At 35.7% G+C, this 22,800-nt stretch carries 15 protein-coding genes; 13 read left to right on the plus strand and 2 right to left on the minus strand.

The genetic code is table 11. From position 1 onward, the window contains the following. Nucleotides 1-49: 49 nt before the first annotated feature. The 6 genes from ACFCYN_RS18065 (at nt 50) to gatB (ending at nt 7,562) form a co-directional block, all read left to right on the plus strand. Nucleotides 50-1,252, plus strand: a complete 1,203-nt coding sequence (locus ACFCYN_RS18065) for a CamS family sex pheromone protein (RefSeq protein WP_172446789.1) — start codon at nt 50-52, stop codon at nt 1,250-1,252. 201 nt (nt 1,253-1,453) lie between these two features. Further along, nucleotides 1,454-3,001, plus strand: coding sequence for an L-glutamate gamma-semialdehyde dehydrogenase (gene pruA / locus ACFCYN_RS18070; RefSeq protein ID WP_172446790.1), 1,548 nt, complete (start codon nt 1,454-1,456; stop codon nt 2,999-3,001). Nucleotides 3,002-3,498: 497 nt separating this feature from the next. Beyond that, entirely contained in the window at nt 3,499-4,023 is a 525-nt protein-coding gene (locus ACFCYN_RS18075) for a deoxycytidylate deaminase (protein ID WP_172446791.1), read from the plus strand. Nucleotides 4,024-4,356: 333 nt separating this feature from the next. Then, nucleotides 4,357-4,647, plus strand: coding sequence for an Asp-tRNA(Asn)/Glu-tRNA(Gln) amidotransferase subunit GatC (gene gatC, locus ACFCYN_RS18080; RefSeq protein WP_172446792.1), 291 nt, complete (start codon nt 4,357-4,359; stop codon nt 4,645-4,647). A 14-nt stretch (nt 4,648-4,661) separates the two neighbouring features. Further along, nucleotides 4,662-6,116 (plus strand): Asp-tRNA(Asn)/Glu-tRNA(Gln) amidotransferase subunit GatA, encoded by a 1,455-nt coding sequence (gatA, locus tag ACFCYN_RS18085; protein ID WP_375950806.1) that lies wholly within the window; start codon nt 4,662-4,664, stop codon nt 6,114-6,116. A 15-nt stretch (nt 6,117-6,131) separates the two neighbouring features. Next, on the plus strand, nt 6,132-7,562 hold the full coding sequence (gene gatB / locus ACFCYN_RS18090) for an Asp-tRNA(Asn)/Glu-tRNA(Gln) amidotransferase subunit GatB (RefSeq protein WP_172446794.1): 1,431 nt from the start codon (nt 6,132-6,134) through the stop codon (nt 7,560-7,562). A gap of 54 nt (nt 7,563-7,616) precedes the next feature. Here gatB and ACFCYN_RS18095 read toward each other — a convergent pair whose 3' ends face one another. After that, entirely contained in the window at nt 7,617-8,084 is a 468-nt protein-coding gene (locus tag ACFCYN_RS18095; RefSeq protein WP_172446795.1) for a formate/nitrite transporter family protein, read from the minus strand. Between the two features lie 260 nt (nt 8,085-8,344). Here ACFCYN_RS18095 and ACFCYN_RS18100 point away from each other — a divergent pair, with 260 nt between their 5' ends. Together ACFCYN_RS18100 and rlmD are read left to right on the plus strand one after the other, a co-directional pair. Next, a complete protein-coding gene (locus tag ACFCYN_RS18100; protein ID WP_172446796.1) occupies nt 8,345-9,226 on the plus strand; it encodes a diacylglycerol kinase in 882 nt (293 codons plus the stop codon). A gap of 111 nt (nt 9,227-9,337) precedes the next feature. Next, on the plus strand, nt 9,338-10,717 hold the full coding sequence (rlmD, locus tag ACFCYN_RS18105) for a 23S rRNA (uracil(1939)-C(5))-methyltransferase RlmD (RefSeq protein WP_375950808.1): 1,380 nt from the start codon (nt 9,338-9,340) through the stop codon (nt 10,715-10,717). 272 nt (nt 10,718-10,989) lie between these two features. Here the strand turns inward: rlmD and ACFCYN_RS18110 are convergent, their stop codons facing one another. Beyond that, entirely contained in the window at nt 10,990-15,423 is a 4,434-nt protein-coding gene (locus ACFCYN_RS18110; protein WP_375950810.1) for a S8 family serine peptidase, read from the minus strand. Between the two features lie 623 nt (nt 15,424-16,046). Here ACFCYN_RS18110 and ACFCYN_RS18115 point away from each other — a divergent pair. The 5 genes from ACFCYN_RS18115 (at nt 16,047) to ACFCYN_RS18135 (ending at nt 22,696) form a co-directional block, all read left to right on the plus strand. Next, on the plus strand, nt 16,047-16,967 hold the full coding sequence (locus tag ACFCYN_RS18115) for an N-acetylglucosamine kinase (RefSeq protein WP_375950812.1): 921 nt from the start codon (nt 16,047-16,049) through the stop codon (nt 16,965-16,967). A 33-nt stretch (nt 16,968-17,000) separates the two neighbouring features. Beyond that, nucleotides 17,001-18,131: a MupG family TIM beta-alpha barrel fold protein gene (locus ACFCYN_RS18120; protein ID WP_375950814.1), complete on the plus strand. Its 1,131-nt coding sequence runs from the start codon at nt 17,001-17,003 to the stop codon at nt 18,129-18,131. Between the two features lie 25 nt (nt 18,132-18,156). Then, complete coding sequence (locus ACFCYN_RS18125) at nt 18,157-19,524, plus strand: nucleotidyltransferase family protein (RefSeq protein WP_375950816.1); 1,368 nt, start codon at nt 18,157-18,159, stop codon at nt 19,522-19,524. Between the two features lie 22 nt (nt 19,525-19,546). Beyond that, on the plus strand, nt 19,547-20,266 hold the full coding sequence (locus ACFCYN_RS18130) for an SIS domain-containing protein (protein WP_375950818.1): 720 nt from the start codon (nt 19,547-19,549) through the stop codon (nt 20,264-20,266). Nucleotides 20,267-20,755: 489 nt separating this feature from the next. After that, the gene (locus ACFCYN_RS18135) at nt 20,756-22,696 is read left to right on the plus strand and encodes a BglG family transcription antiterminator (protein ID WP_375950820.1); all 1,941 of its coding nucleotides are present in this window, start codon (nt 20,756-20,758) and stop codon (nt 22,694-22,696) included. The last annotated feature ends 104 nt before the right edge of the window (nt 22,697-22,800 follow it).

Consider the following 22,800-nt stretch of genomic DNA (forward strand, 5'->3'; position numbering starts at 1 on the left):
GACAGTTAAGATTAGTTCGTTCACTTATTAAATAGAAGGTGTGAGTTAGATGAAGAAACGTATAGGAATGCTCCTATGTTGTTTTACGCTCATCTTATCTGGCTGTTCATTAACGATCAAGAATGAAGATAAGGTTGTACAAGAAAACAATAATAAAAAAGGGGAAGATGCGATTATACCCCGATATTCAATTTCAAATGATTACTACAAGACAATACTTCCGTTTAAACCTAGTACAACAAGAGGTGCTGTCGTTGCAAATATCGATAATAGATTAGATATTAATGAATTTGAATTAGGTTTAATGCGACTTGTACAAGAGCAGTATTCAACAAAAGATTACTTGTATCAAGAAGGTCAATTATTAAGTAAAGAAACAGTGGTATCTTGGTTGAATAGGAAGTATACTCCTGCTCAATTTAAAGAAAAGCAAAATGCACTTAAAGCTGCAAATTTAAACCCAAAATCGATTACGAATGACGGATTGAATCCGATTCAAAACGATTCTAAAAATTTAAGTGCAGATCAAAAAGCTCAGCAATCTCCAATCTATTTAAATCATATTTTAGAGCAGGATTATCTAAAAAAAGATGGAAAAGAAGTTAAAGTTGAAGGAATAGCAATTGGTTTAGCGATGAACTCTGTCTATTACTATCAAGAAGAGCATGGCTACCCAAGAGAACTTAAAATTTCACAAGAAGATATGTTAAAGCAAGGAAAAGCAATCGCTCAAGAAATTTTAACTCGAGTTCGCAAAATGGATGCATTTAAAAATATTCCAATTACATTTGCTATTTACCGCCAGCAAAGTCAATCTTCCGTTGTACCAGGGAATTACGTTGCAATGACTTCAGTCTCAGGAAATGACTTCTCGATTAGCAATTGGGATAAAATTAATGAAAAATATTATTTATTCCCATCAGCTGCTGCAACTGCAGATTATCGTGATGATGCAATGAAAATGGTCAACTTTAAATCAGATATAGAAAATTATTTTCCAAATTATACGGGTGTAGTAGGCACTGGATTTTATAAGGATAATGAATTAATACAACTAAAAATTGATATACCTATGCAATTCTATGGTAAGGCAGAAGTCATAGCTTTTACACAATATGTAGCAGGACTTATGATGGACCATTTCCCTTCATACTTAAAGGTTGAGACGAATATATTCTCATCTAATGGACAGGAAGCTCTCATTGTAAAAGATGTAGATGCGAAGGAACCTAGTGTGCATATTTATGATTAAAGGAAGAGAACTACTCTTCCTTTTTTTCTATTTATGGGAAGAATCTGTAAGCGTTTCATGTTTGAAGAATATATAGGAATAATGTATTATGTAATTGTGAGTTTTTTATTCAGTAGTTATTCTACTAGCAATTGACTGAAAAATTTGATATAAAAACGTTTACAGTTATTGCTATTTTTAATTTAAAGGGGGATTTATTCAATGGTTATACCTTACAAACATGAGCCATTTACTAATTTTGGCCTAGAGGAAAATCAAGAACAATACAAACAAGGATTAGCAACAGTTTCATCTTACTTAGGTGAAAAATATCCGCTAATCATTGGTGGAGAGCGTATCTTTACAGAAGAACAAATCGTATCTGTAAATCCTTCAAATCATAAAGAAGTAATCGGTTCTGTATCTAAAGCAAGCCGCGACCTAGCTGAAAAAGCTATGCAAATTGCTGATACAACATTTAATACATGGAAAAAAGTTAAACCTGAAGTTCGTGCTGACATTTTATTCCGTGCGGCTGCAATTATTCGCCGTCGTAAACACGAATTCTCAGCTTTATTAACAAAAGAAGCTGGTAAGCCTTGGAACGAAGCAGATGCTGATACAGCTGAAGCGATCGATTTCTTAGAATTCTACGCTCGTCAAATGTTACAATTAAAAGACGGAATTCCTGTTGAAAGCCGTCCTGGTGAATATAACCGTTTCAACTACATTCCATTAGGAGTTGGTGTTGTAATCTCTCCTTGGAACTTCCCGTTTGCAATCATGGCTGGAACAACTGTAGCTGCTGTAGTAACAGGTAACACTGTTCTATTAAAACCAGCAAGTACAACTCCAGTAGTTGCTTACAAATTCTTAGAAGTATTAGAAGAAGCTGGATTACCAGCAGGCGTTGTAAACTTCGTACCAGGAAGTGGTGCTGAAGTTGGTGACTATTTAGTAGATCACCCACGTACTCGTTTCATCAGCTTCACTGGTTCTAAAGAAGTTGGTATCCGTATTTATGAGCGTGCTGCAAAAGTTAACCCAGGTCAAATCTGGTTAAAACGTGTTATCGCTGAAATGGGCGGAAAAGATACAATGGTAGTTGATAAAGAAGCTGATTTAGAATTAGCTGCTAAATCAATCGTTTCATCTGCATTCGGTTTCTCTGGTCAAAAATGTTCAGCTTGTTCTCGTGCAGTAATTCACCAAGATGTGTATGATCAAGTTCTTGCTCGTGCAATCGAATTAACAAACGAATTAACACTTGGAAACCCAGAAGATCGTACAAATTACATGGGTCCAGTTAATGACCAAGCTGCTTTCAACAAAGTAATGAGCTACGTACAAATCGGACGTGAAGAAGGCCGTGTAGTAACAGGTGGAGAAGGAGACGATTCTACTGGTTGGTTCATCAAACCAACAATCGTTGCTGACGTTGCTGAAGATGCACGTTTAATGAAAGAAGAAATCTTTGGACCAGTTGTAGCATTCTGTAAAGCTAACGACTTTGATCACGCTTTAGAAATTGCTAACAACACAGAATACGGTTTAACAGGTGCTGTTATTTCTAACAACCGTGCAAACATCGAAAAAGCACGCGAAGATTTCCACGCTGGTAACTTATACTTCAACCGTGGATGTACAGGTGCGATCGTTGGTTACCAACCATTTGGTGGATTCAACATGTCAGGTACTGACTCTAAAGCAGGCGGACCAGACTACTTAGTTCTTCACATGCAAGGTAAAACAACTTCAGAAATGCTTTAATAGATAAGATTAAGCTTGTTTTATAGACATGCTTTATTAGAAGAAACCCACAAGGAAATTAATTTTCTTTGTGGGTTTCTTTATGTTCTTTTTATATCAGTCATTAATCAAAAAACTTAGGTTAAATAATTCTTGTCCATAGTATGTTTAAATATGGAATATTTTTCAAAACATTCTGTTGTTCAGTAGTAAATATAATCAAGCCATTAGTATAATGGGTGAAAGGAATTTAATAAAAGTAAGATTAGAGGACTTTGAATAGGAATCCTAAAAATGAATTCTTTAAATTCTACGACTTTATTATGTTAATTTTAATTTTTTAGACTTATAATTACGCGATCATTATTTTTTTAATAATTAAATGTGAAGTGATTCACATATAAGTTTTTTTATAAAATGGGAGAAGGGCGTAAAACTTAATTTCCAACTAAGCCCTTCTTCTTATTATTATGCTATAATTTTAAATAGACTTTTAGTGAACAGAGAGAAGGGATACCATGCAAATTTTACAGAAAATTATTCAATTAGTAGATTCAATTCCTTTAGGGAGTCGAGATGATTGGGACTCTTATTTTTTAGGACAAGCATTTATAACTTCTCTTCGTTCAACTTGTGGAAGTAGAAGAGTCGGAGCAGTTATTGTAAGTGATAATAGAATCATTGCTTCTGGGTATAATGGATATCCAAAGGGAGCTAAGCATTGCATTGATGGTGGATGCCCACGCTTTGCTGCTCGTCAAGAAGGTATATTAGATAGTGGTAAATACTCAGATGATTATCCATGTGATGCTTTCCATGCTGAAGAAAACGCAATTTATCAATTAGTACAATCGGGAATTCAAAAAACGAAAGGTGACAATTGGACGATTTATTGTACAACTGCGCCGTGTAGGGCTTGCGCGAAAATGATCAATGGAGCGGGTATTACTAGGGTTGTTTATAATGTAGGTTATCCGGATGATTATTCGATTGAGTATTTTAAAAAATATGGAGTTGAATTAACAAGAATTCCTACTGAATAATAGAAGATTCAATTTTAAACAAACGTTTGATTTATTTTATATTGAAATGGTTAGTATGATTTAATAGTTTCAGTGTATAAAAATATTTGATTTCAGACTGATTGAAGATGTTTGTCTTTCGAAATAGAGTGTCGGACGGGGAGCAGAGTGATTTTAGAGGTATTGAACATTGCTTATTCCGGCGAAACTAAGGAGAAAGCGAGCGTTTTTTTGCGAGTCTGAAATTTTTTTAATTATTTTAGTTGGATTTAAGTGGAATGTTGCCCGACACATGGGAAATTTGGTATTATCAGTATATTGTATGTTGTGCGAATAATATGGAGGTGCATATAAATGTCAAAAATTACAATGGAGCAAGTTAAGCACGTTGCTCATTTAGCGCGTTTAGCGGTGACAGAGGAAGAAGCAGAGAAGTTTTCAAAACAGCTTGGGGCAATTTTAGATTTTGCTGAGCAGTTAGGTGAACTTGATACAACAAATGTGAAACCAACTACACATGTTCTAAAAATGCGTAATGTATTACGTAAAGATGAGCCAAGTACAGGTTTACCAATTGAAGAGGTATTGAAAAATGCACCAGACCACAAAGATGGACAAGTTAAAGTTCCGTCAATATTGGATTAAGGGGGGAAATTAGAATGTCATTATTTGAATATACAGTTTCAGAATTACATAGCAAATTAAAAACAAAAGAGATTAAAGTAGAAGAATTAGTAAATGAATCTTATGAGCGAATCTCTGCAGTAGATGGCGAAGTAAAATCATTTTTAACATTAAATGAAGAACAAGCGCGTCTTCAGGCGAAAGCTCATGATGAAAAACCTTGGGATGAGTCTCGTGGAATTCTTGCTGGTATGCCTATTGGTGTAAAAGATAATATTGTTACGAAAGGTCTTCGTACTACTTGTGCGAGTAAAATCCTTGAGAACTTCAATCCAATTTATGATGCGACAGTTGTAACGAAATTAGCAAAAGCTGAAAGCATCACGATCGGAAAATTAAATATGGATGAATTTGCAATGGGTTCATCAAATGAAAATTCTGCATTCGGTGGCACTCGTAACCCTTGGAATACGGATTATGTTCCAGGAGGAAGTAGTGGTGGTTCTGCAGCTTCAGTTGCTGCTGGAGAAGTATTATTCTCTTTAGGTTCTGATACAGGTGGTTCAATTCGTCAACCAGCTTCATTCTGTGGTGTTGTTGGTTTAAAACCTACATATGGTCGTGTATCTCGTTCTGGATTAGTAGCATTTGCTTCTTCATTAGATCAAATTGGACCAATCACTAGAAACGTAGAAGATAATGCTTTATTATTACAAGCTATTTCTGGACTAGATGCAAGTGACTCAACTTCAGCAAATGTAGAGGTTCCTTCATTTGTTCAAAGCTTAACAGGTGATGTAAAAGGTCTTCGAATTGCTGTACCTAAAGAATATTTAGGTGAAGGAGTAGGAGAAGAAGCTCGTGCATCTGTAATGGCTGCTTTAAACCTATTAGAAAGCTTAGGCGCAACTTGGGAAGAGGTTTCATTACCACATTCTAAATATGCATTAGCTACATATTACTTAATTTCTTCATCAGAAGCATCTGCTAACTTAGCTCGTTTTGACGGTATTCGTTACGGTCACCGTGCAGCGGATGTAGAGAACTTAATTGATCTTTATAAGAAAACAAGAGCTGAAGGCTTTGGTGATGAAGTGAAACGTCGTATCATGTTAGGTACTTATGCATTAAGTTCTGGTTACTATGATGCTTATTATAAAAAAGCTCAACAAGTACGTACATTAATCAAAGAAGATTTCGAGAAAGTATTTGAAAACTATGATGTTATTATTGGCCCAACTACGCCAACTCCTGCATTTAAAGTAGGCGAAAAAGTAAGTGATCCAATGACAATGTACGCAAATGATATTTTAACAATTCCGATTAACTTAGCTGGTGTTCCTGCTATTTCTGTTCCTTGTGGTTTCCATAATGGTTTACCATTAGGATTACAAATTATCGGTAAACATTTTGATGAGTCTACGATTTACAAAGTTGCTCATGCATATGAGCAAGCAACAGACTTTACAAAACAAAGACCACAACTATAAGGAGGCGCGGGAAAGATGAATTTTGAAACGATAATCGGTTTAGAAGTGCACGTAGAATTAAAAACAAAATCAAAAATCTTCTCACCAAGCCCTAATGCGTTTGGTGCAGATCCAAATACAAACACTGGTGTAATCGACTTAGGATACCCTGGTGTGTTACCAGTATTAAATGAAGAAGCAGTTAACTTTGGGATGAGAGCTGCAATGGCATTAAATTGTGAAATTGCAACAGAAACAAAGTTTGATCGTAAAAACTATTTCTATCCTGATAACCCAAAGGCATATCAAATTTCTCAATTTGATAAACCAATTGGTGAGAACGGATGGATTGAAATTGAAGTAGATGGTAAAAAGAAACGTATCGGTATTACTCGTGTTCATTTAGAAGAGGATGCTGGAAAATTAAATCACACGGATGAAGGTTACTCTTTAGTAGACTTTAACCGTCAAGGTACACCACTAATTGAAATCGTTTCTGAGCCGGACATGCGTACACCAGAAGAGGCATATGCTTATCTTGAAAAATTAAAAGCAATAATTCAATTCTCTGGAGTTTCTGATGTAAAGATGGAAGAAGGTTCATTACGTTGTGACGCGAACATTTCATTACGTCCATTTGGTCAAGAAGAATTCGGTACAAAAGCTGAATTAAAGAACTTAAACTCATTTGCTTTCGTTCAAAAAGGATTAGAGCATGAGCAAGTTCGTCAAGAGAAAGTGTTATTATCTGGTGGTGTAATCCAACAAGAAACTCGTCGTTACGATGAAGCTACAAAAACGACAATCCTAATGCGTATAAAAGAAGGATCGGACGATTACCGTTACTTCCCAGAACCTGACTTAGTTGAGTTATACATTGATGATGAGTGGAAAGAACGTGTTCGCAATAGCATTCCAGAGCTTCCAGATGCTCGTAAAAAACGTTATGTAGAACAATTAGGTTTACCTGAATATGATGCGATGGTATTAACTTTAACAAAAGAAATGTCTGATTTCTTCGATGCAACTGTAACGAATGGTGCAGATGCAAAATTAGCATCAAACTGGTTAATGGGTGAAGTTTCAGCATATTTAAATAAATCTCAAAAAGATTTCCATGAAGTAGCTTTAACACCTGAAAACTTAGCTAGCATGCTTAAATTAATTACAGACGGCACAATCTCGTCTAAAATTGCGAAAAAGGTATTCACTGAGTTAATCGAAAACGGTGGAGATGCAAATGAAATTGTAAAAGCTAAAGGCTTAGTACAATTATCTGATGAAGGCGCTCTTCGTACAATCGTTATTGAAACACTTGATGCGAACCCACAATCAATTGAAGACTTTAAAAATGGTAAGGACCGAGCTATTGGCTTCCTTGTTGGTCAAATGATGAAAGCGACTAAAGGTCAAGCGAACCCACCATTATTAAATAAGATCTTAATGGAAGAAATTCAAAAAAGATAAGACTCTATAAAAAAACTACGGGCTATAAGCAGCTCGTAGTTTTTTTGTAGTTCATTAAAATGACTCGATTAAATGATTGGCTTGTTGGTGCATGCAAGTGGAGATCCACTTTACTGTTGGGTCATTATATAATCCAGTTAAATGGATTAATAAAGCAAAGCAAGCTGCACCTAATAAATTTCCTATGTAAGTCGTAAGCCATATAAGAATCACTTCTGGCCATTTTATTTTTCCTTTAATGGCAGTATAGGCAAAATAAAATATGTTTCCTAAGAATAGGTCAGCTCCACCGTAGGCAATGAGGAGAATGGCTACAGCAAATGTTATGGCAGCCAAAGGGTATGCAAATGGTGAGTGATCGGCATTAAATAAATGGCCAGATTTAAATGCTACGATAATGCCGAATCCTATGAACATACTAGCCATTGTTGATCTAAATAAAAAACGAAAAATGCTTTCACGGTAAACCTTTAACTTCTTTAGTGCTAAATATTCCACGTTCAGTAATGGTTTGTTTTCCATATTATCAATCCTTAATTCTACTTTAATGTATTTATTATCAATATGTACTATAATGATTAAGTTGTTCAAAAAGAATGGAAAATATAGCAAAGAATTGAATGTAATATAAATTTAATATAATAACGTAAGTGCAATATGTGTTTGAACCTGCTTTATAAAGGGAAAAATAGATAAGTAAAATGGAAAAAGTTTACTACAAAATCTTTTTAGGGTAGGATAGAAAGTAGAGAACTTAAATAAATTAAGTAGGATGGTTAACGATGAAGCGTGCTAGAATTATCTATAACCCTACTTCAGGTCGTGAAGTTTTTAAGAAAAAGCTTCCTGATGTTTTGCAATTGTTTGAGCAAGCTGGATTTGAAACCTCTTGCCATGCAACAACTGGTGCAGGTGATGCGACAATCGCAGCAAGAGAAGCATGTGAACGTAAATTTGATTTAGTTGTAGCTTGCGGTGGAGATGGAACACTAAATGAAGTCATTAGTGGTTTAGCAGAACAAGAGTATCGACCAAAGTTAGGATTAATCCCAGTTGGGACAACAAATGATTTTGCTAGAGCAATTGGCGTCAATGTTTCAATTATGGAAGCAGCTGAAGTCATAACAAACGGGCAAACTGTGCCACTAGATATTGGAAGAGTTGCTGGAAAATATTTTGTAAATATTTTAGCTGCCGGTAAAATTACAGAATTAACATATGAAGTACCTAGCAAACTAAAAACAATGTTAGGACAACTAGCATATTATTTAAAAGGTATTGAAATGTTACCAAGAGTTAAGCCCACTCATTTAAAAATTGAGTATGATGGAAAAGTTTTCGACGATGAAGCATTTTTGTTCTTATTATCGAATACAAATTCAGTTGGTGGATTTGAGAAAATTGCACCAGAGGCAAGTATTAATGATGGACAATTTGATTTATTAGTCTTAAAGAAATCAAATATAGCCGAAATTATAAGAGTATGTGCTCAGCTATTAAAAGGTCAGCATGTACAAAATGAACACGTTCTTTATACTAGAGCAAGTCATTTGAAGATTATGTCTGATGAAAAGCTACTATTAAATATTGATGGTGAATATGGTGGAGAAACTCCATGTACAGTAGATATGCTTTACAATCATCTAGAAATCTATGTACCATAATAAGTGAAATAGTAGTAAATACTAGTAAAAAGTAACCACGGTAGTTAACGTGGTTATTTATTTTGTATAATAAATAAATGGTTATAAAAGCTTGAAAGGTAGGTAAAGGACTTGTCGAAAAGAGTGTTACCTGTAGAAAAAAATCAATTTATAGATGTTGAATTTATCGATTTAACTCATGAAGGACATGGTGTAGCAAAGGTAGATGGATATCCAATATTTGTACCAAACGCGCTACCAGGAGAAAAAGCACAAATTAAAGTGCTAAAAACAAGTAAAGGCTTTGGATTCGGTAAAGTGACCGAATTCCAACTGGAAAGTGATGTTCGAGTTGAACCAATTTGTTCAATCTATCACCAATGCGGGGGCTGTCAAACTCAACATATGAGCTATGAAGGCCAGCTTGCAGCGAAACATAAACAAGTAGTAGAAGTAGTAAAACGAATTGGTAAACTTGACGATGTCGTAATTCATCCAGTTCTAGGAATGGAAAATCCATGGAGCTATCGAAATAAAGCACAGGTTCCGGTAGGGGAACTAGAAGGCGGTCTAGTAGTAGGCTTCTATCAAAAAAGAAGTCATGAAATCATTCCAATGAATGAATGCCACATTCAAGGTAAAGAAAATGACGAAATGATTCAAGGCGTTAAAGATATATGCGATGAATTAAAAATTGAGCCATACGACGAAATCAACCATAAAGGTCAATTACGTCACATAATGGCACGTTATGGATACTACACAAATGAATCGATGCTTGTTCTTGTTACAAAGAAAGCTAACTTTCCTAAAAAAGATGAACTAGTAGCTAGAATCGTTGAGAGATATCCTACGATTACAAGCATTATTCAAAGCGTAAATAATGAAAAAACAAATGTGATTCTTGGAAATCAAACGTTTGTTTTATATGGAAGTGAAACAATTAAAGATAAAATCGGCGACATTACTTTTGAAATTTCAGCTCGATCATTCTATCAAGTAAACCCGACGCAAACGAAAGTCTTATATGATAAAACGCTTGAGTATGCAAATCTTAATGGAGATGAAACTGTTATCGACGCATATTGCGGAATCGGATCAATCTCTTTATTCTTAGCTCAAAAAGCGAAAAAGGTATATGGAGTAGAAATTGTTTCAGAAGCAATTGAAGATGCGAAACGGAATGCAATGATTAATGAGATGACAAATGTTGAATTTGAAGTTGGTAAAGCAGAAGAAGTGATACCAAATTGGTATAAGCAAGGTATCTCAGCGGAAGTACTTGTAGTAGACCCTCCAAGAAAGGGCTGTGACGAGGCTTTGCTGAATACGATCATTGATATGAAACCAAGCAAAGTAGTGTACGTATCATGTAACCCAGCAACTCTAGCAAGAGATTTACGTGTGCTTGAAGATGGTGGTTATAAGACGTTAGAAATACAACCTGTTGATATGTTTCCGCATACTAGTCATGTGGAGTGTGTGGCTGAACTTATTTTAAAAACGAATTAATAGAAGTAAAAAGGCAACGTTCCTATTTTGGTACGTTGCCTTTTCACTTCTATAAATGGGTTTGCAAACTTGTACTATATATTAATACTCCACCAATTCGAATATAAAAATTATCCCTTTAGGTAGATACTCCTAATACCAATAACTCTTTATCTACACGCGTTAGAAATGTTTTCCCAAAACAAATCCTTGAGTATGGTTTTAGAACGGGAATTAGAAAGGGAGATACCATTAAGAGTATCTCCCTTTATTACATTTAAATATTTATATCGTTACTTAAACGTAATCGATCGCTTTACAGAATTACTTTTGTTCCCTGCATGATCGATTGCATAGAGTACATATTCATTTTTTCCTTTTGATGGCTTCGGAAGTTTTGCGACAAATGTTCCATTGCTTGAGACTTTAACCTTCGCCACTTCTTTTGTACCTTTTTTTACGATAATCGTTGCTCCTGCTTCAGCCGTACCTTTAATTTCGAATTTTCCTTTAGCAAAAAAGCTCGTAATTTTTGGTGCATTTGGAGCTGTTCGGTCTAATACAGTAGTAGTCGATGCTTTACTTTGATTTCCTGCTGCATCGCTAGCGTACACTGATAGGACTGTACCTGCTTTTTGTCGGCTAAATTTGATACTATATGAACCTTTTGAGTTCGCTTTTCCAGTTGCGATGACTTTGTTTTTGATACTCACAATAACTTTCGAACTCGCTTCTGCTGTACCTGCAATGACAGTATCATTGTCATCAACAGCCTTAATTTTTGGTGCACTTGGAGCTGTTTGATCTAATCCAACGTTTTTAATCGAAGTTGTAACATTACCTGCTTTATCAGTTGCGATTGTTTCAATCGCATTTTCACCTTTTACTAATATGATTGGTAATGTGAATGATCCAGCACTATCAACTTTTGCTTTCGTACCGTTAATCATAACTGAATCAAAGTTTTCATCAGTTGCAGTTCCTTTCACAATAACAACGTCCTTATTTGTCTCATTTCCGTTTGTTGGCGCTGTAATTGTGAGTTGAGGTTTGATCTCATCCAGAACTACTTTAACAGGATTTGAAGGTTCCGTCATTCCCGTTTCAGTTGAGGCTGTTGCTGTAATCACATTATTTCCTTTAGACATTAAAACATCTGCTTTAAACTTACCATCTTCATTAGATGTAGTGGTTACTATATCGCTGCCATCTCTAAAAATGTGTACTTTAGTTAGCGGAGTCGTTTCCCCTGCAACAGATACAGTTTTTTCATTTGTATAGGATTCGTCGGCTGGCAGTGTGATTAATGGCTGAGTAACTTCATAGCTGACACGGGCTCTAATCATGTAATTCCCTTCAGTAGTTGGCGTTTGAGACCAAATACCTTCTTTACTCTGCCAGCTTCGGTATGATTTGTCACCATTATCATCTCTTCCAATACCTGGTACAGAAGGATATCTACCTTCCTGTACGTAAACAATATAGAAATCGTCTTCAACAACAATACCTTCAGCTGATAAATCTACTGACATATATTGTCCATTTCGGACAGCCGTTGCATTGATTGGTCCAGCTAGTTTCTTGCCAGGAGCACCATAATTACCATTTGCATCATAAACTTCAACCTTGAAATCTGTTCCTCCTGGAGTCGGCCAGCTGCTACCATAGAAGGCGAATAAGCCTTCAGTTACTAGCGCACGTTTTTTCCCTTTAGGAAGAGACATTTTTACTGCAAATTTGTTCCCACTATTATTTAGTGCAGTACCACTTTCGATAGATCCATCATCATAACCAATTTCGTCTTTCTGACCAATGAAAGGTTTTAGTTTAGGATTTTGTTCTGTCGTTTTTCCTCCTGAAATGGTAATCGTCATGTCTTGATTGTAAAAATTATTCGGTGCTGAAACATGCATTGTGTAAGTTCCTTCATATGCAGTAATCGTAAATTGTCCATTTTCGTCTGTTAAGACTGGTTTGATTGCTGCATCTTCCATTAACATTAACCTTGCATTTTGAATTGGTTTACCTGTAACGTTGTTAACTACCTTACCAGTAACCGTACCCTTTGGAATTGGTTTTAAAGTAAAGTCTTCTTTCGTTACATTTTTATCTGCAATATTAACTGTATGGTTAGCTGACTGGAATCCATATGCCTCAGCCTTTAACGTAAATGTTCCATTTTCCTGGCTTAGCATGTAGCTACCATCCGCTGGATTCGTATTGACAGAGCGTCCGGTTTCAAGAACACTAACTCGTGCTTGAATTGGAATTACTGATGATACAGATCCAGCAGTATTAGTTTGATTTCCAGTTTGGATATCGTTCGAATCAACCAACATATTCTGAAGCGAATTCGAATCATTTAGAGCTGTATTTGTAATCGAAACATCGTCTATATGCCATCCTTGATTTTGGTAGGTATCATTAGATTTTACATTAAAGATTACGTAGATTTTTTTACCAGCATATTTTGATAAATCAATTTTTCCGTCCTGCCAAGTACTAGGTGTATTTTCAAACTGGGCGATTTGATCCCAATTCTTTTTATCAGTCGATACGTAAATATAGCCAAAATCTGTTTTATACTCAAATGAGTACCAATGCTTGAAGTTTAAAAAAGTTTGACCTCCTTCTGGAACATTAATCGGAGGCATTGCCAATGACATATCCGCGTTTGGAGAATAGGCACCTGACAAGCTTGTGCCATACATTTTGTTTTTAAATATATCAGCACCTGGCTTTGTTGGGGCGCTTTTCATAAACAGTCCATATTCCCAACTGTTATTTTTTCCATAGCTGTACCAGCCAATTGGAGTCGATTCGAAGTCTTGTGTGTATCCTACGGAAGCTCCTGAAACGATTTTTAATGAATAGTTGTCACTTGTCGTTTCATTACCACTAAAATCTACTATTCTCCATCTATAAGAAATCCCAGGTTGTGCAACCTGATCACCAGTAATAGTTGCACGGTAAGTCCCATCAAGGTAATTACCAGAAGTACGGGTCGCAGCAATAGATTGCCATTCTTGATCTTGACCAGTACGATATTGTAGCTCCACTTTTTTGACGCTGACATTATCTTTAGCATTGATTTCAAGTGGTAAAGCTAAACCTTCGTATGCTTCTGTAGGGACAGTATGCTGGAATGTTGGAGCAATAGCATCATTTCCTTCTCCAAGTACTTGTCCTGTGACAGCTCCAAAACCATTTGTAATGGAGGATACTGCTTTAAATACGTTTAGTAGACCATAACCATACCCGCTATTTGGCACTTCAGTATACTTGCTATCTGTAAGCGGCTTTGCAGTTTTCATTAAAATTTGTTCCACGTCATCTACAGTTAAAGAAGCGTTTGCCTGTAGAAGTAATGCAGCAGCGCCAGCTACTGCCGGTGCAGCCATTGAGGTTCCGCTCATTGCTCCGTATGTACTCCCTGGTACCGTAGAAAGAACATTAACACCTGGTGCAGAAATATTTGGCTTAATTTCATCATATGGAGCTGGGCCTCTTGACGAAAAGTCGGCTAATTTTTCATCAATATCTAACGCTCCAACTGTAAATGATTCAGGGTAGTTTCCAGGTGCAGCTGCAGTTCCAGTACCTGGACCGGAATTTCCTGCAGAGAACACTGGGAGAATACCGGCTTCACGCCAATTCTGAACCATTAAACGGTACCACTCATTTAATCCAGGTCCGCCGCCCCATGAATTATTAACGATATCTGGTGCCTTTTCAGGATGTGGATTTCCTTCTTTATCTTTTGGAGCAAGAATCCATTCTCCAGCTTGAAGTAAGTCAGCATCTGTAGCTCCTAATGCTGTAAAGGCTTTAACTGCAATCCACTTAGCACCTGGAGCAACACCAACCTTTTTGTCAGCAGTACCTCCAACCATGGTACCCATTGTATGTGTACCATGAACTCCGTCGTCGTAAGGAACATCTTGACCAGCAGTAGCATCAAACCAGTTAAACTCATTATTCGGCTGATCCGGATGTGTAGGGTCATAACCACGATACTTTTCCTTTAGCGCAGGATGATCCCACTGAACACCTGTATCAATATTAGCAACAACAACACCAGTACCGTCAATTCCCTTATCCCAAGTTTGAGGTGCACCAATTTTATCAATATTCCACTCAATATTGGTAGCATCTTCTGTATTATTAATTTTTGCAGATGTCTTTGTAGTTTCCTGTACGGGTTCAATTTGATGTCTAATTTCATTCGGAAGAATCTTCTCTACTTCACCAAATTGAGCAAGCTCATTCATTACCTCTTCCGTTCCCGTAACAGCCATAGCGTTTACGATATAGAAAGATTCATAATCTTTAACACTTCCATCTTTTTTCTTTTTCCCTAAAAATTCTTGTATATTATGTTGTGTTTCTGATGATTTTGATTTTAATGAAGATACGACTGTTGAGCGGACTGCTAGCTCGCTCCTTGTTTCAGAAAGCTTTTGATCTTCAGCTTTTTCAGCCGCAACAGCTGCAATAGTAGGAGTATTAACCTGATCTCTAAACTTAACTAGAAACGTTACATATTTTTGATCGTCAAATTGATTAAGAAGTCTCTCACTAACCTTGTCTGTTCCTATTACATTGGAACTGTACACATTCAAATTTGATTGTGCGTAAGAAACAGCTGAAAAATTGGATGGTACAAATAGCGTCATACTAAGTGATGCAATAGCCAACCTAGTTCTAAAACTTTTCTTTCTCCTCATCCTACTCAATCTCCTTATTATGTTTAGATTTGTCTAGACTTCAAGCACTCCCCAGTGAAAAAATGGATTTGCTAAAAGCCAAAATTGCGTTATTCTTTCCTCCTTTCTTTCAATAAAAAGTAAAATACAATTTTAATAATAGGTGAAGTTTATGTATTTTTAATGTTTTGAAAATTATGTCAATTTTAATTTTTCTTATATATTTTTAATGCGAGATATTATTACTCTGATTTAGAAAACAACGAGTAGATGGGGATCTGTTATAAATCTAGTAGATTTACTAGACTTAAATTATTTAGGAAACCTTTAGTGAAAAGAAGGTATCAGTAACAGATTCGGAGTAATTTTTAAGTAGTTTAATAGAGAAGATCATGTTGAGGAATAAATTGAGTTACTCACTTTTAATAAGTTGTTTTTTTCCGTTTTATGAAGAAAATATCGTCCTAGAAAAAGAGGTAAGTATAATTTACAATGAATACAACTATACGTTAACAACAGTATGAAGATTAATAATGAACGGTTGAAAAATGATCTGCAAAGTCGAAGGTATTCGCAGATTGCCTTAATAAAAAGATTTCTGGAATCAATATATTAAATTAAAGGAAAGGATGGATCAACAACTAATGAATAATAGATTAATAGTTGGTATGGACGGCGGAGGAACGAAGACGAGAGTAATGGTAAAAGAAAGTCTAGATGGAGAAACGCTTTTTGACCAAAATTTTGGGATGTCAAATTATAATAACATTGGCGTAGAAGGGCTTAAACCAGTTTTTAGTGAAATATACGAAGCACTATTTGCTTGTTTTGGAGAGCGTTTACAAAATGCCATTCTTGTACTAGGTTCTGCAGGAGTAGACCGACCGAAGGATATTGATATTTACTTGAATGCGTTAAAAGAAAGTGGTTTTACATGTCAGCTAGAAGTTGTAAATGATGCAGAGATTGCTCTTGTTGGTGGTAATGGAGATCGAAAAGATGCTTTAATGATTGCTGGTACAGGTTCGATTGTTATGGGAGTTGACGCAAAAGGAAATACGATTCGCTCAGGTGGCTGGGGTGGCTTAATTAGTGATGAAGGTGGAGGCTTTCAAATTGGTTTACATGCGATTTCAGCTGTTATGCAAGAGTACGACAAAGTGATTTCCCCAACTTCGTTTACTGATAAATTACTTGGTCATTTTCAGCTGAATTCTCCAGAAGATTTTATGGATTTATTATATTTGGAGGATACAATTCCGGTTGATAAGATAGCTTCGTGTACACCAATTATTTTAGAAGCATGGGTAAATGGAGACGAGGCAGCTTGTACGATTGTTGAAGGGGAGCTTAATAAGTTAGTGCGATTAGTTGTAGGAATCAGTCGTCAAATAGCATCAGATAATTTCCGTCTTTCTGTTGCGGGTAGTTTACTAACTAAGTCATCTGAATATTTCGATACGTTGAAGAATAAGTTAAGTATCACTTTACCGCAAGTAGAGCTTTCTGCACCGCTTTATGATCCGGTTTTTGGTGCCATTATTATTGGTGAGAAATACAAGTAAAGATAAAAATAAAAATATAAGGAATGGCGAATGATGATGCGTGAAATAGGAATTAGTGTTTATCCCAACTTTTATCCGTTAGAGCAAATCAAAGACTATTTAAAGAAGGCTAGCTCGCTAGGCTTTAAAAAGGTATTTGTTTCATTGATTTTAAATAATCATGGGTTTGAAGGTGCGCAAAATGTAAATGCAGACACTTGGAATGATCTACTGAATTACTGCAAAGAACTGAATATGACTGTTTCAGCTGATATGAATGATGAAGTCTTCAATGAGCTAGGCTGCACTTTAACGGATCTTTCATCGCTACAAAAGATGGGAATTACGAGACTTCGTATTGATGGAGGGTTTAAGGGTGAAGAGGTTGCAATTCTTTCAAAAAATCAGCAGGGAATTCAAATAGAAGTTAATGCCTCAATGTCTTCTTCTGATAATAATGATGGAAACGCCTTGCGAGAGTGTCGCGAGTTTTTAGAAATAATTGAAAGAGAGGGAAACATTGGACAACTAACGGCTTGTCATAACTTTTTTCCTTTGCCAGACACAGCGCTGTCTCTTGAGGACATTCGTTCAATTAACAACTTATTTGCATTATTTGATGTGCCTGTTGGAGGGTTTATTGCATCGCAGCTTTCACCTAAAGATTTACATCATTTAGGTCACGGGGTTTGTACGATTGAAAAGCACCGTTTTTTACCTAGTCATATTGCTATGTTAGAGCTATTCGCAAATGGGTTTAATGATGTGTTGATTGGCGATTCGTTTGCAGATCTTTCAGAGCTTATGGAAATGGCAAGATGCTATAAACAAGATTATATAGAAATTCCAGTTGTATTTAATCCGTATGTTCTGGAGCAAACGAAAGTTAAAATTTTGGAAAAAGTACTTGTTTCAAGAGTCGATCAACCTGCAAATCTCATTCGGGCGACTGATACAAGGGGAATCGAAGTGCCTCATTGCTATTGTGCTCCTAGAAGAAAGTATTCGGTTTCAGTTTTAAATAATCGAAGTGCACAATATGAAGGAGAAGTACAAATTTCACTAAAAGATTTGGGGCAATCTGTTGAGCATAATGTGATTGGTTTTGTTCATCCTTTTGCATATGACCTATTACCTTATCTGTTGGCAGGTAAAAATAAATTTCGATTAGTAGAGTATAAGTAAAAATTAGTATAGTCGAGGTATTAAAATGGTAAAAAGTGCAGTTATTCTTGCAGCAGGAAAAGGGAGTAAAATGTTTCCCTTCAACACGGTTCGCTCTAAAACAGTCATAAAAATCGCTGGAAAACCATTAATACGTTATAACATTGAATCTATTTTAGATTTGGGAATAGAAGAAATCGTAGTTGTTGTTAATGAAGAGTATCAAAGAGAAATTGAAAATGTTTTATCAGATATAAAGAATGTTAAATTTGTGGTCGACCAAACAAATTTAGGAAGCGCGGAAAGTTTAGTAAAGGGAATTGAGAAACTTTCTACGAACGAAGAATTTTTAGTTCTATACGGAGATACAATCATTGAACAAGAGGATTTAATGAGATTAGTTAGTTCGAAAAAACCTGCTGTTTTGTTAAAAAAATTAGAAGAGACATCGAGAAATTGGATTGGTGCAAGCATGGAAAATGGATTTGTTCAGTCGATTGGTGCTCACTATCGTGGCGACAGCATTACCCATCAATTCGCGGGATTTCGTTTTGACGAAGCTATTTTAGATGAAATTAAAAGAACGCCAGACTATTTTCCAAATGTAAAAGTAGGCGTAGGTGCTCCGAAAGAACGCTATATTGAAGCTGCTCTTCTGAAATGGATAGAGAAAACAAAATTACAGGCGATTGAATGTAGTGGCCATTTCTTTGATATTGATAAACCGTGGCATATGTTAGAAGCAAATGAGTTCATGGTGAATTATTTATGTAATGCACTTCAAGAAAACGAGCTAGCAGAAGGTGCGACGATTTCAAAACAAGCAACCATTCATGGTTATGTAAAGTTGGGTAAGAATTCATCGATTGGTGATCGAGTTATTATTCACGGTAACTTAATTGTAGGTGACGATACAATCATTGATAATGGAGCGATTTTTAATGGCAATGCGGTAATTGGTGAACAAACAGTTATTCGTAATTACTGTATCATTTATGAGGGTGTTTCAATTGGATCATATTGTATTTTCGATCATTGCGCAGAATTCCTCGGTGGGATGGTAATGGATAAAGTTTATCTATATCACTATGGAGAGTTTTATGGTGCAATTGGCAGTCATACGGATATCGGGGCTGCAACGGTTTGCGGAACATTACGCTTTGATGACGGAGAAACTGAGCATGTTGTGGATGGGCGGAAGGAAGTACCTTTACATTTTTCAAATGCTGCTTATCTTGGTGATTATTGCAGAACGGGAGTTAATACGATTATTATGCCAGGCTGTAAAATTGGTGCTTATAGCGTGCTTGGTGCGGGTGCAATTATCGATAAAGATATCGAACAAAACAGTCTTGTTTTTGTAAAGCAAGACCTGGTCATCAAAAAGTGGAATGAAAAGAAGTACGGCTGGTAAAATTAATAGAAGAAGGTATAGAATGATGGAAAATTATTATAAATATGTGACGGCAAATCTCGAAAAGCTATATACGACACAAATTCAAAAAATGGATGAAGCTGCAACATGTATTTTTGAAGCGATTCAAAACGGAGGGCGTTTCCTTGTTACTGGTTCGGGTCACTCACATATGTTTGCAGAAGAATTTTATGTAAGAGCAGGTGGATTTGCCAAAGTTTCTCCTATTTTACCAAACGAATTCTTTTTACATGATCATCCTTTAAAAAGTACTGTGATTGAACGTGTAGAAGCTTATGCAAAAGTAATTTTTGATTTATACAAAATTACCTCAAAGGACGTACTTGTCATTGCTTCAAACTCGGGAAGAAATGGAATGACAGTGGAACTTGCAAAAATGGCACAGGAATGTGGTGCAAAGGTTATTTCGTTTACAAATCCTGATCATCCGAAAGACTCAAAATCAAGACATAGTAGTGGGAAGTACCTTTGTGACTTTAGTGATATAGTCGTTAATAATTGTACTGGCCCTGGAGATGCTGCTTTTTATGTAGAAGAAGCAAAAACAGGAATGGGAGCAACTTCAACAATAGCAGGAGCATTTGTAGCTCAGACGATGTCCATAATGCTTGCAAAAAAATATCATCAAGCTGAACTTGTACCGCCAGTATTTAAGAGCTCTAATGTTGATGGTGGAGATGAATGGAATAAAGAGCTGTTTGCAAAGTACTATGGAGTGTAATGTTAAGAGCTAAGTCTTAATGTAATTTACATTTTGTATCCAAAAATAAAATGAAATAAATTCGATTAGCTTGTTTAAAATCATATCGATCATCTATTGCGTTTCCGATTTATGGAGCGCTTTTTTTTATGCAAATAGGTTTAAAGGAGGAGTATCGTATTACGGAATTTCTAATACGTCGTTAAGTAATACTTAAAACAGTTAAATAGTGAATCCCTTTATCCTAGCGCTTTTATAAGTAATATGCATTTTATTTGTATACAAAATTAATTAAACTGACTGGCGTTAGTAAAAAGTACCTCTATTTACCCGTAGGTCTATAGTCGTATTATAGCAAAGACGGTACATATGTCACTTTGAACATATGAACTAGACGTATTTATATTTAAATTGCGAACTATTTTGGAAAAATTCAAACTGTTAAATAGATTTGATGAAACGTAAACTAAAATTACTAGATTAGCAGGATCTAGGGTGGTGAGGTAATGTATGCGAAGAGATTTAATATTGCAATATTTGTATCAAAAAGGAAAGTCACTTTCGTCACAGGAACTTGAATCAGAATTTGCAATTTCAAATCGGACTTTACGAAACGAGTTGAAAGAATTAAATGTAATCGGAGAAAAGTCTGGATTTGTGATTCAAAAAAAACGCGGTGAAGGCTATTTACTTCATGTAGAAAACCAAGATCTGGTCCAAAACTATATGAAAGAAATTGACGGTGCACTTGCTCCTGACTTACCTCGTGTTCGTGTGAACAATATTATTATGCTTCTGCTTCAAACGACAGAATTTCAAACGATTGATCTGTTTGCTGATAGTCTAATGATCAGTAGATCCACAGTTTTTAGCGACATGATTGAAGTTGAAAAGCAAGTCAGAATTTTTGATTTAAAAGTAGAAACAAAATCGCGCTATGGTGTTCGTCTATTAGGTGACGAAACAAATTTTAGAAGAGCATTTTCTTACTTCTTAAGTCAAAAGGAAACAGGGCTTTTAAAGAAATCAAATTATCAAACTTTTGAGAAGGCGTTTCCTTTTGAGGAAATTCGGGCTGTCTTGAATGAAGAAGTGCAAAATAACCAATTGAAAATAAGTTATTTTGCACTTGAAAACATTTTAGTTCATATCCAAGTACTTTCGTTTCGAGTAACTCAACACAACTTTATCTTGCCTAATCAAGAGAAGAAGTTAGATTTATCTCTAATCAAGCCATCGTTTATGAATATTGCTAAAAGAATTTGTGAGATTCTTTCTGAGCTTTACCATGTCGTACTACCACAGAGTGAGATTATTTACTTAGCTGCTCACATAAGTGGTAAATCGAGTGTAGATGAAATTGAGGAAGAAGAAAAGAATGACTTAAAACAAAAACTAATGAGTTGTTTGGAAAAATTGGATCAAACATTCTTTACGCAGTTTTCAGGTGATCAGCAGCTTTTGAATACGCTTATCATGCATATGTATCCGTTGTTAAGAAGGTTATATTTCAATTTAAAGCTTACAAATCCATTGATAAATGATGTATACAGCAGGTATTCCGATGTGTTCATGATTGCTTTAAATTTTTCTGAAATGATAAAGGAAATATGGGGATTTGAACTTTCCAGCGATGAAATGGGCTATATAACAATGCATCTAGCAGCCCATGTGGAAAGAGAGAAACAAAAACAATTAAGTTCCTATAAGAAAATTTTACTTTCGTACGGATTAGGTGCAGGCTCAGCGGACTTAATGAAAATGAAACTAGAGTCACTATTTCAAGGAGCGAGTATTGATGTTGTTGTGTATAGCGAGCTCCAATCAGTGAATCTAGAAAACTATGATTTATTAGTATCATCGACTGCAATACCTTTTGATCATATTTCAATTCCGTATATTCAAGTAGCACCAATCCTAACAGAAACGGATGTCCAGAGAATCCGACGCAAGCTTACAAGGTATCCAGCTAATAAAGTTAAAGAAGATGTACCAACACTCTTATCACTATTTCATACAGATTTGTTTTCGATTGAAGAAAGTAAAGAGTCATTCGACTACAAAGCTTTTATAAAAGAAAAGGCAAATAGAGTTGTTGAACTAGGGTATGCATCACCTGACTACCCTGATTTAGTAGTCGACCGAGAAGAAAAAATATCAACGATCCTGCAAAACGGAATTGCCGCACCACACGCTTTAAAAATGGTTGCGATTCAAGACTCAATCAGTGTCGTGATATTTAAAAATCCGCCAACAATTGTCGGAAAAGTCGTACAAATTCTATTTTTAATAAACCTACGCGCTGGAGACTTATTTTTACACAAAGAGTTAAGTCGATTATTTTTACATTTGATGGATCATCCTGAGGCGAAGCAGAAAGTATTAAAGTCAAATAATTTCAACGATTTTCAGTACGAAATTTCAAAAATTTTATTTCAGTATGGTTCCTAATGATAAGGAATGCACTGAAATAAGTGGGGGAACGTTCGGTCTGTCAGTATTTTTAAATAGAGAGATAAGATTTTAGAAGACAATATAGTAATCAAAAAAAGATA

It is taken from the genome of Gottfriedia sp. NPDC056225, assembly GCF_042267765.1.
Lineage (GTDB): Bacteria > Bacillota > Bacilli > Bacillales > Bacillaceae_G > Gottfriedia.

Coding starts and splice junctions, on each gene's coding strand:
- ACFCYN_RS18065 (WP_172446789.1), top strand. CDS start 50: ATGAAGAAACGTATAGGAATGCTCCTATGTTGTTTTACGCTCATCTTA.
- ACFCYN_RS18100 (WP_172446796.1), top strand. CDS start 8,345: ATGAAGCGTGCTAGAATTATCTATAACCCTACTTCAGGTCGTGAAGTT.
- ACFCYN_RS18135 (WP_375950820.1), top strand. CDS start 20,756: ATGCGAAGAGATTTAATATTGCAATATTTGTATCAAAAAGGAAAGTCA.
- ACFCYN_RS18075 (WP_172446791.1), top strand. CDS start 3,499: ATGCAAATTTTACAGAAAATTATTCAATTAGTAGATTCAATTCCTTTA.
- ACFCYN_RS18115 (WP_375950812.1), top strand. CDS start 16,047: ATGAATAATAGATTAATAGTTGGTATGGACGGCGGAGGAACGAAGACG.
- gatC (WP_172446792.1), top strand. CDS start 4,357: ATGTCAAAAATTACAATGGAGCAAGTTAAGCACGTTGCTCATTTAGCG.
- ACFCYN_RS18120 (WP_375950814.1), top strand. CDS start 17,001: ATGATGCGTGAAATAGGAATTAGTGTTTATCCCAACTTTTATCCGTTA.
- ACFCYN_RS18095 (WP_172446795.1), bottom strand. CDS start 8,084: ATGGAAAACAAACCATTACTGAACGTGGAATATTTAGCACTAAAGAAG.
- pruA (WP_172446790.1), top strand. CDS start 1,454: ATGGTTATACCTTACAAACATGAGCCATTTACTAATTTTGGCCTAGAG.
- gatB (WP_172446794.1), top strand. CDS start 6,132: ATGAATTTTGAAACGATAATCGGTTTAGAAGTGCACGTAGAATTAAAA.
- ACFCYN_RS18130 (WP_375950818.1), top strand. CDS start 19,547: ATGATGGAAAATTATTATAAATATGTGACGGCAAATCTCGAAAAGCTA.
- ACFCYN_RS18125 (WP_375950816.1), top strand. CDS start 18,157: ATGGTAAAAAGTGCAGTTATTCTTGCAGCAGGAAAAGGGAGTAAAATG.
- gatA (WP_375950806.1), top strand. CDS start 4,662: ATGTCATTATTTGAATATACAGTTTCAGAATTACATAGCAAATTAAAA.
- ACFCYN_RS18110 (WP_375950810.1), bottom strand. CDS start 15,423: ATGAGGAGAAAGAAAAGTTTTAGAACTAGGTTGGCTATTGCATCACTT.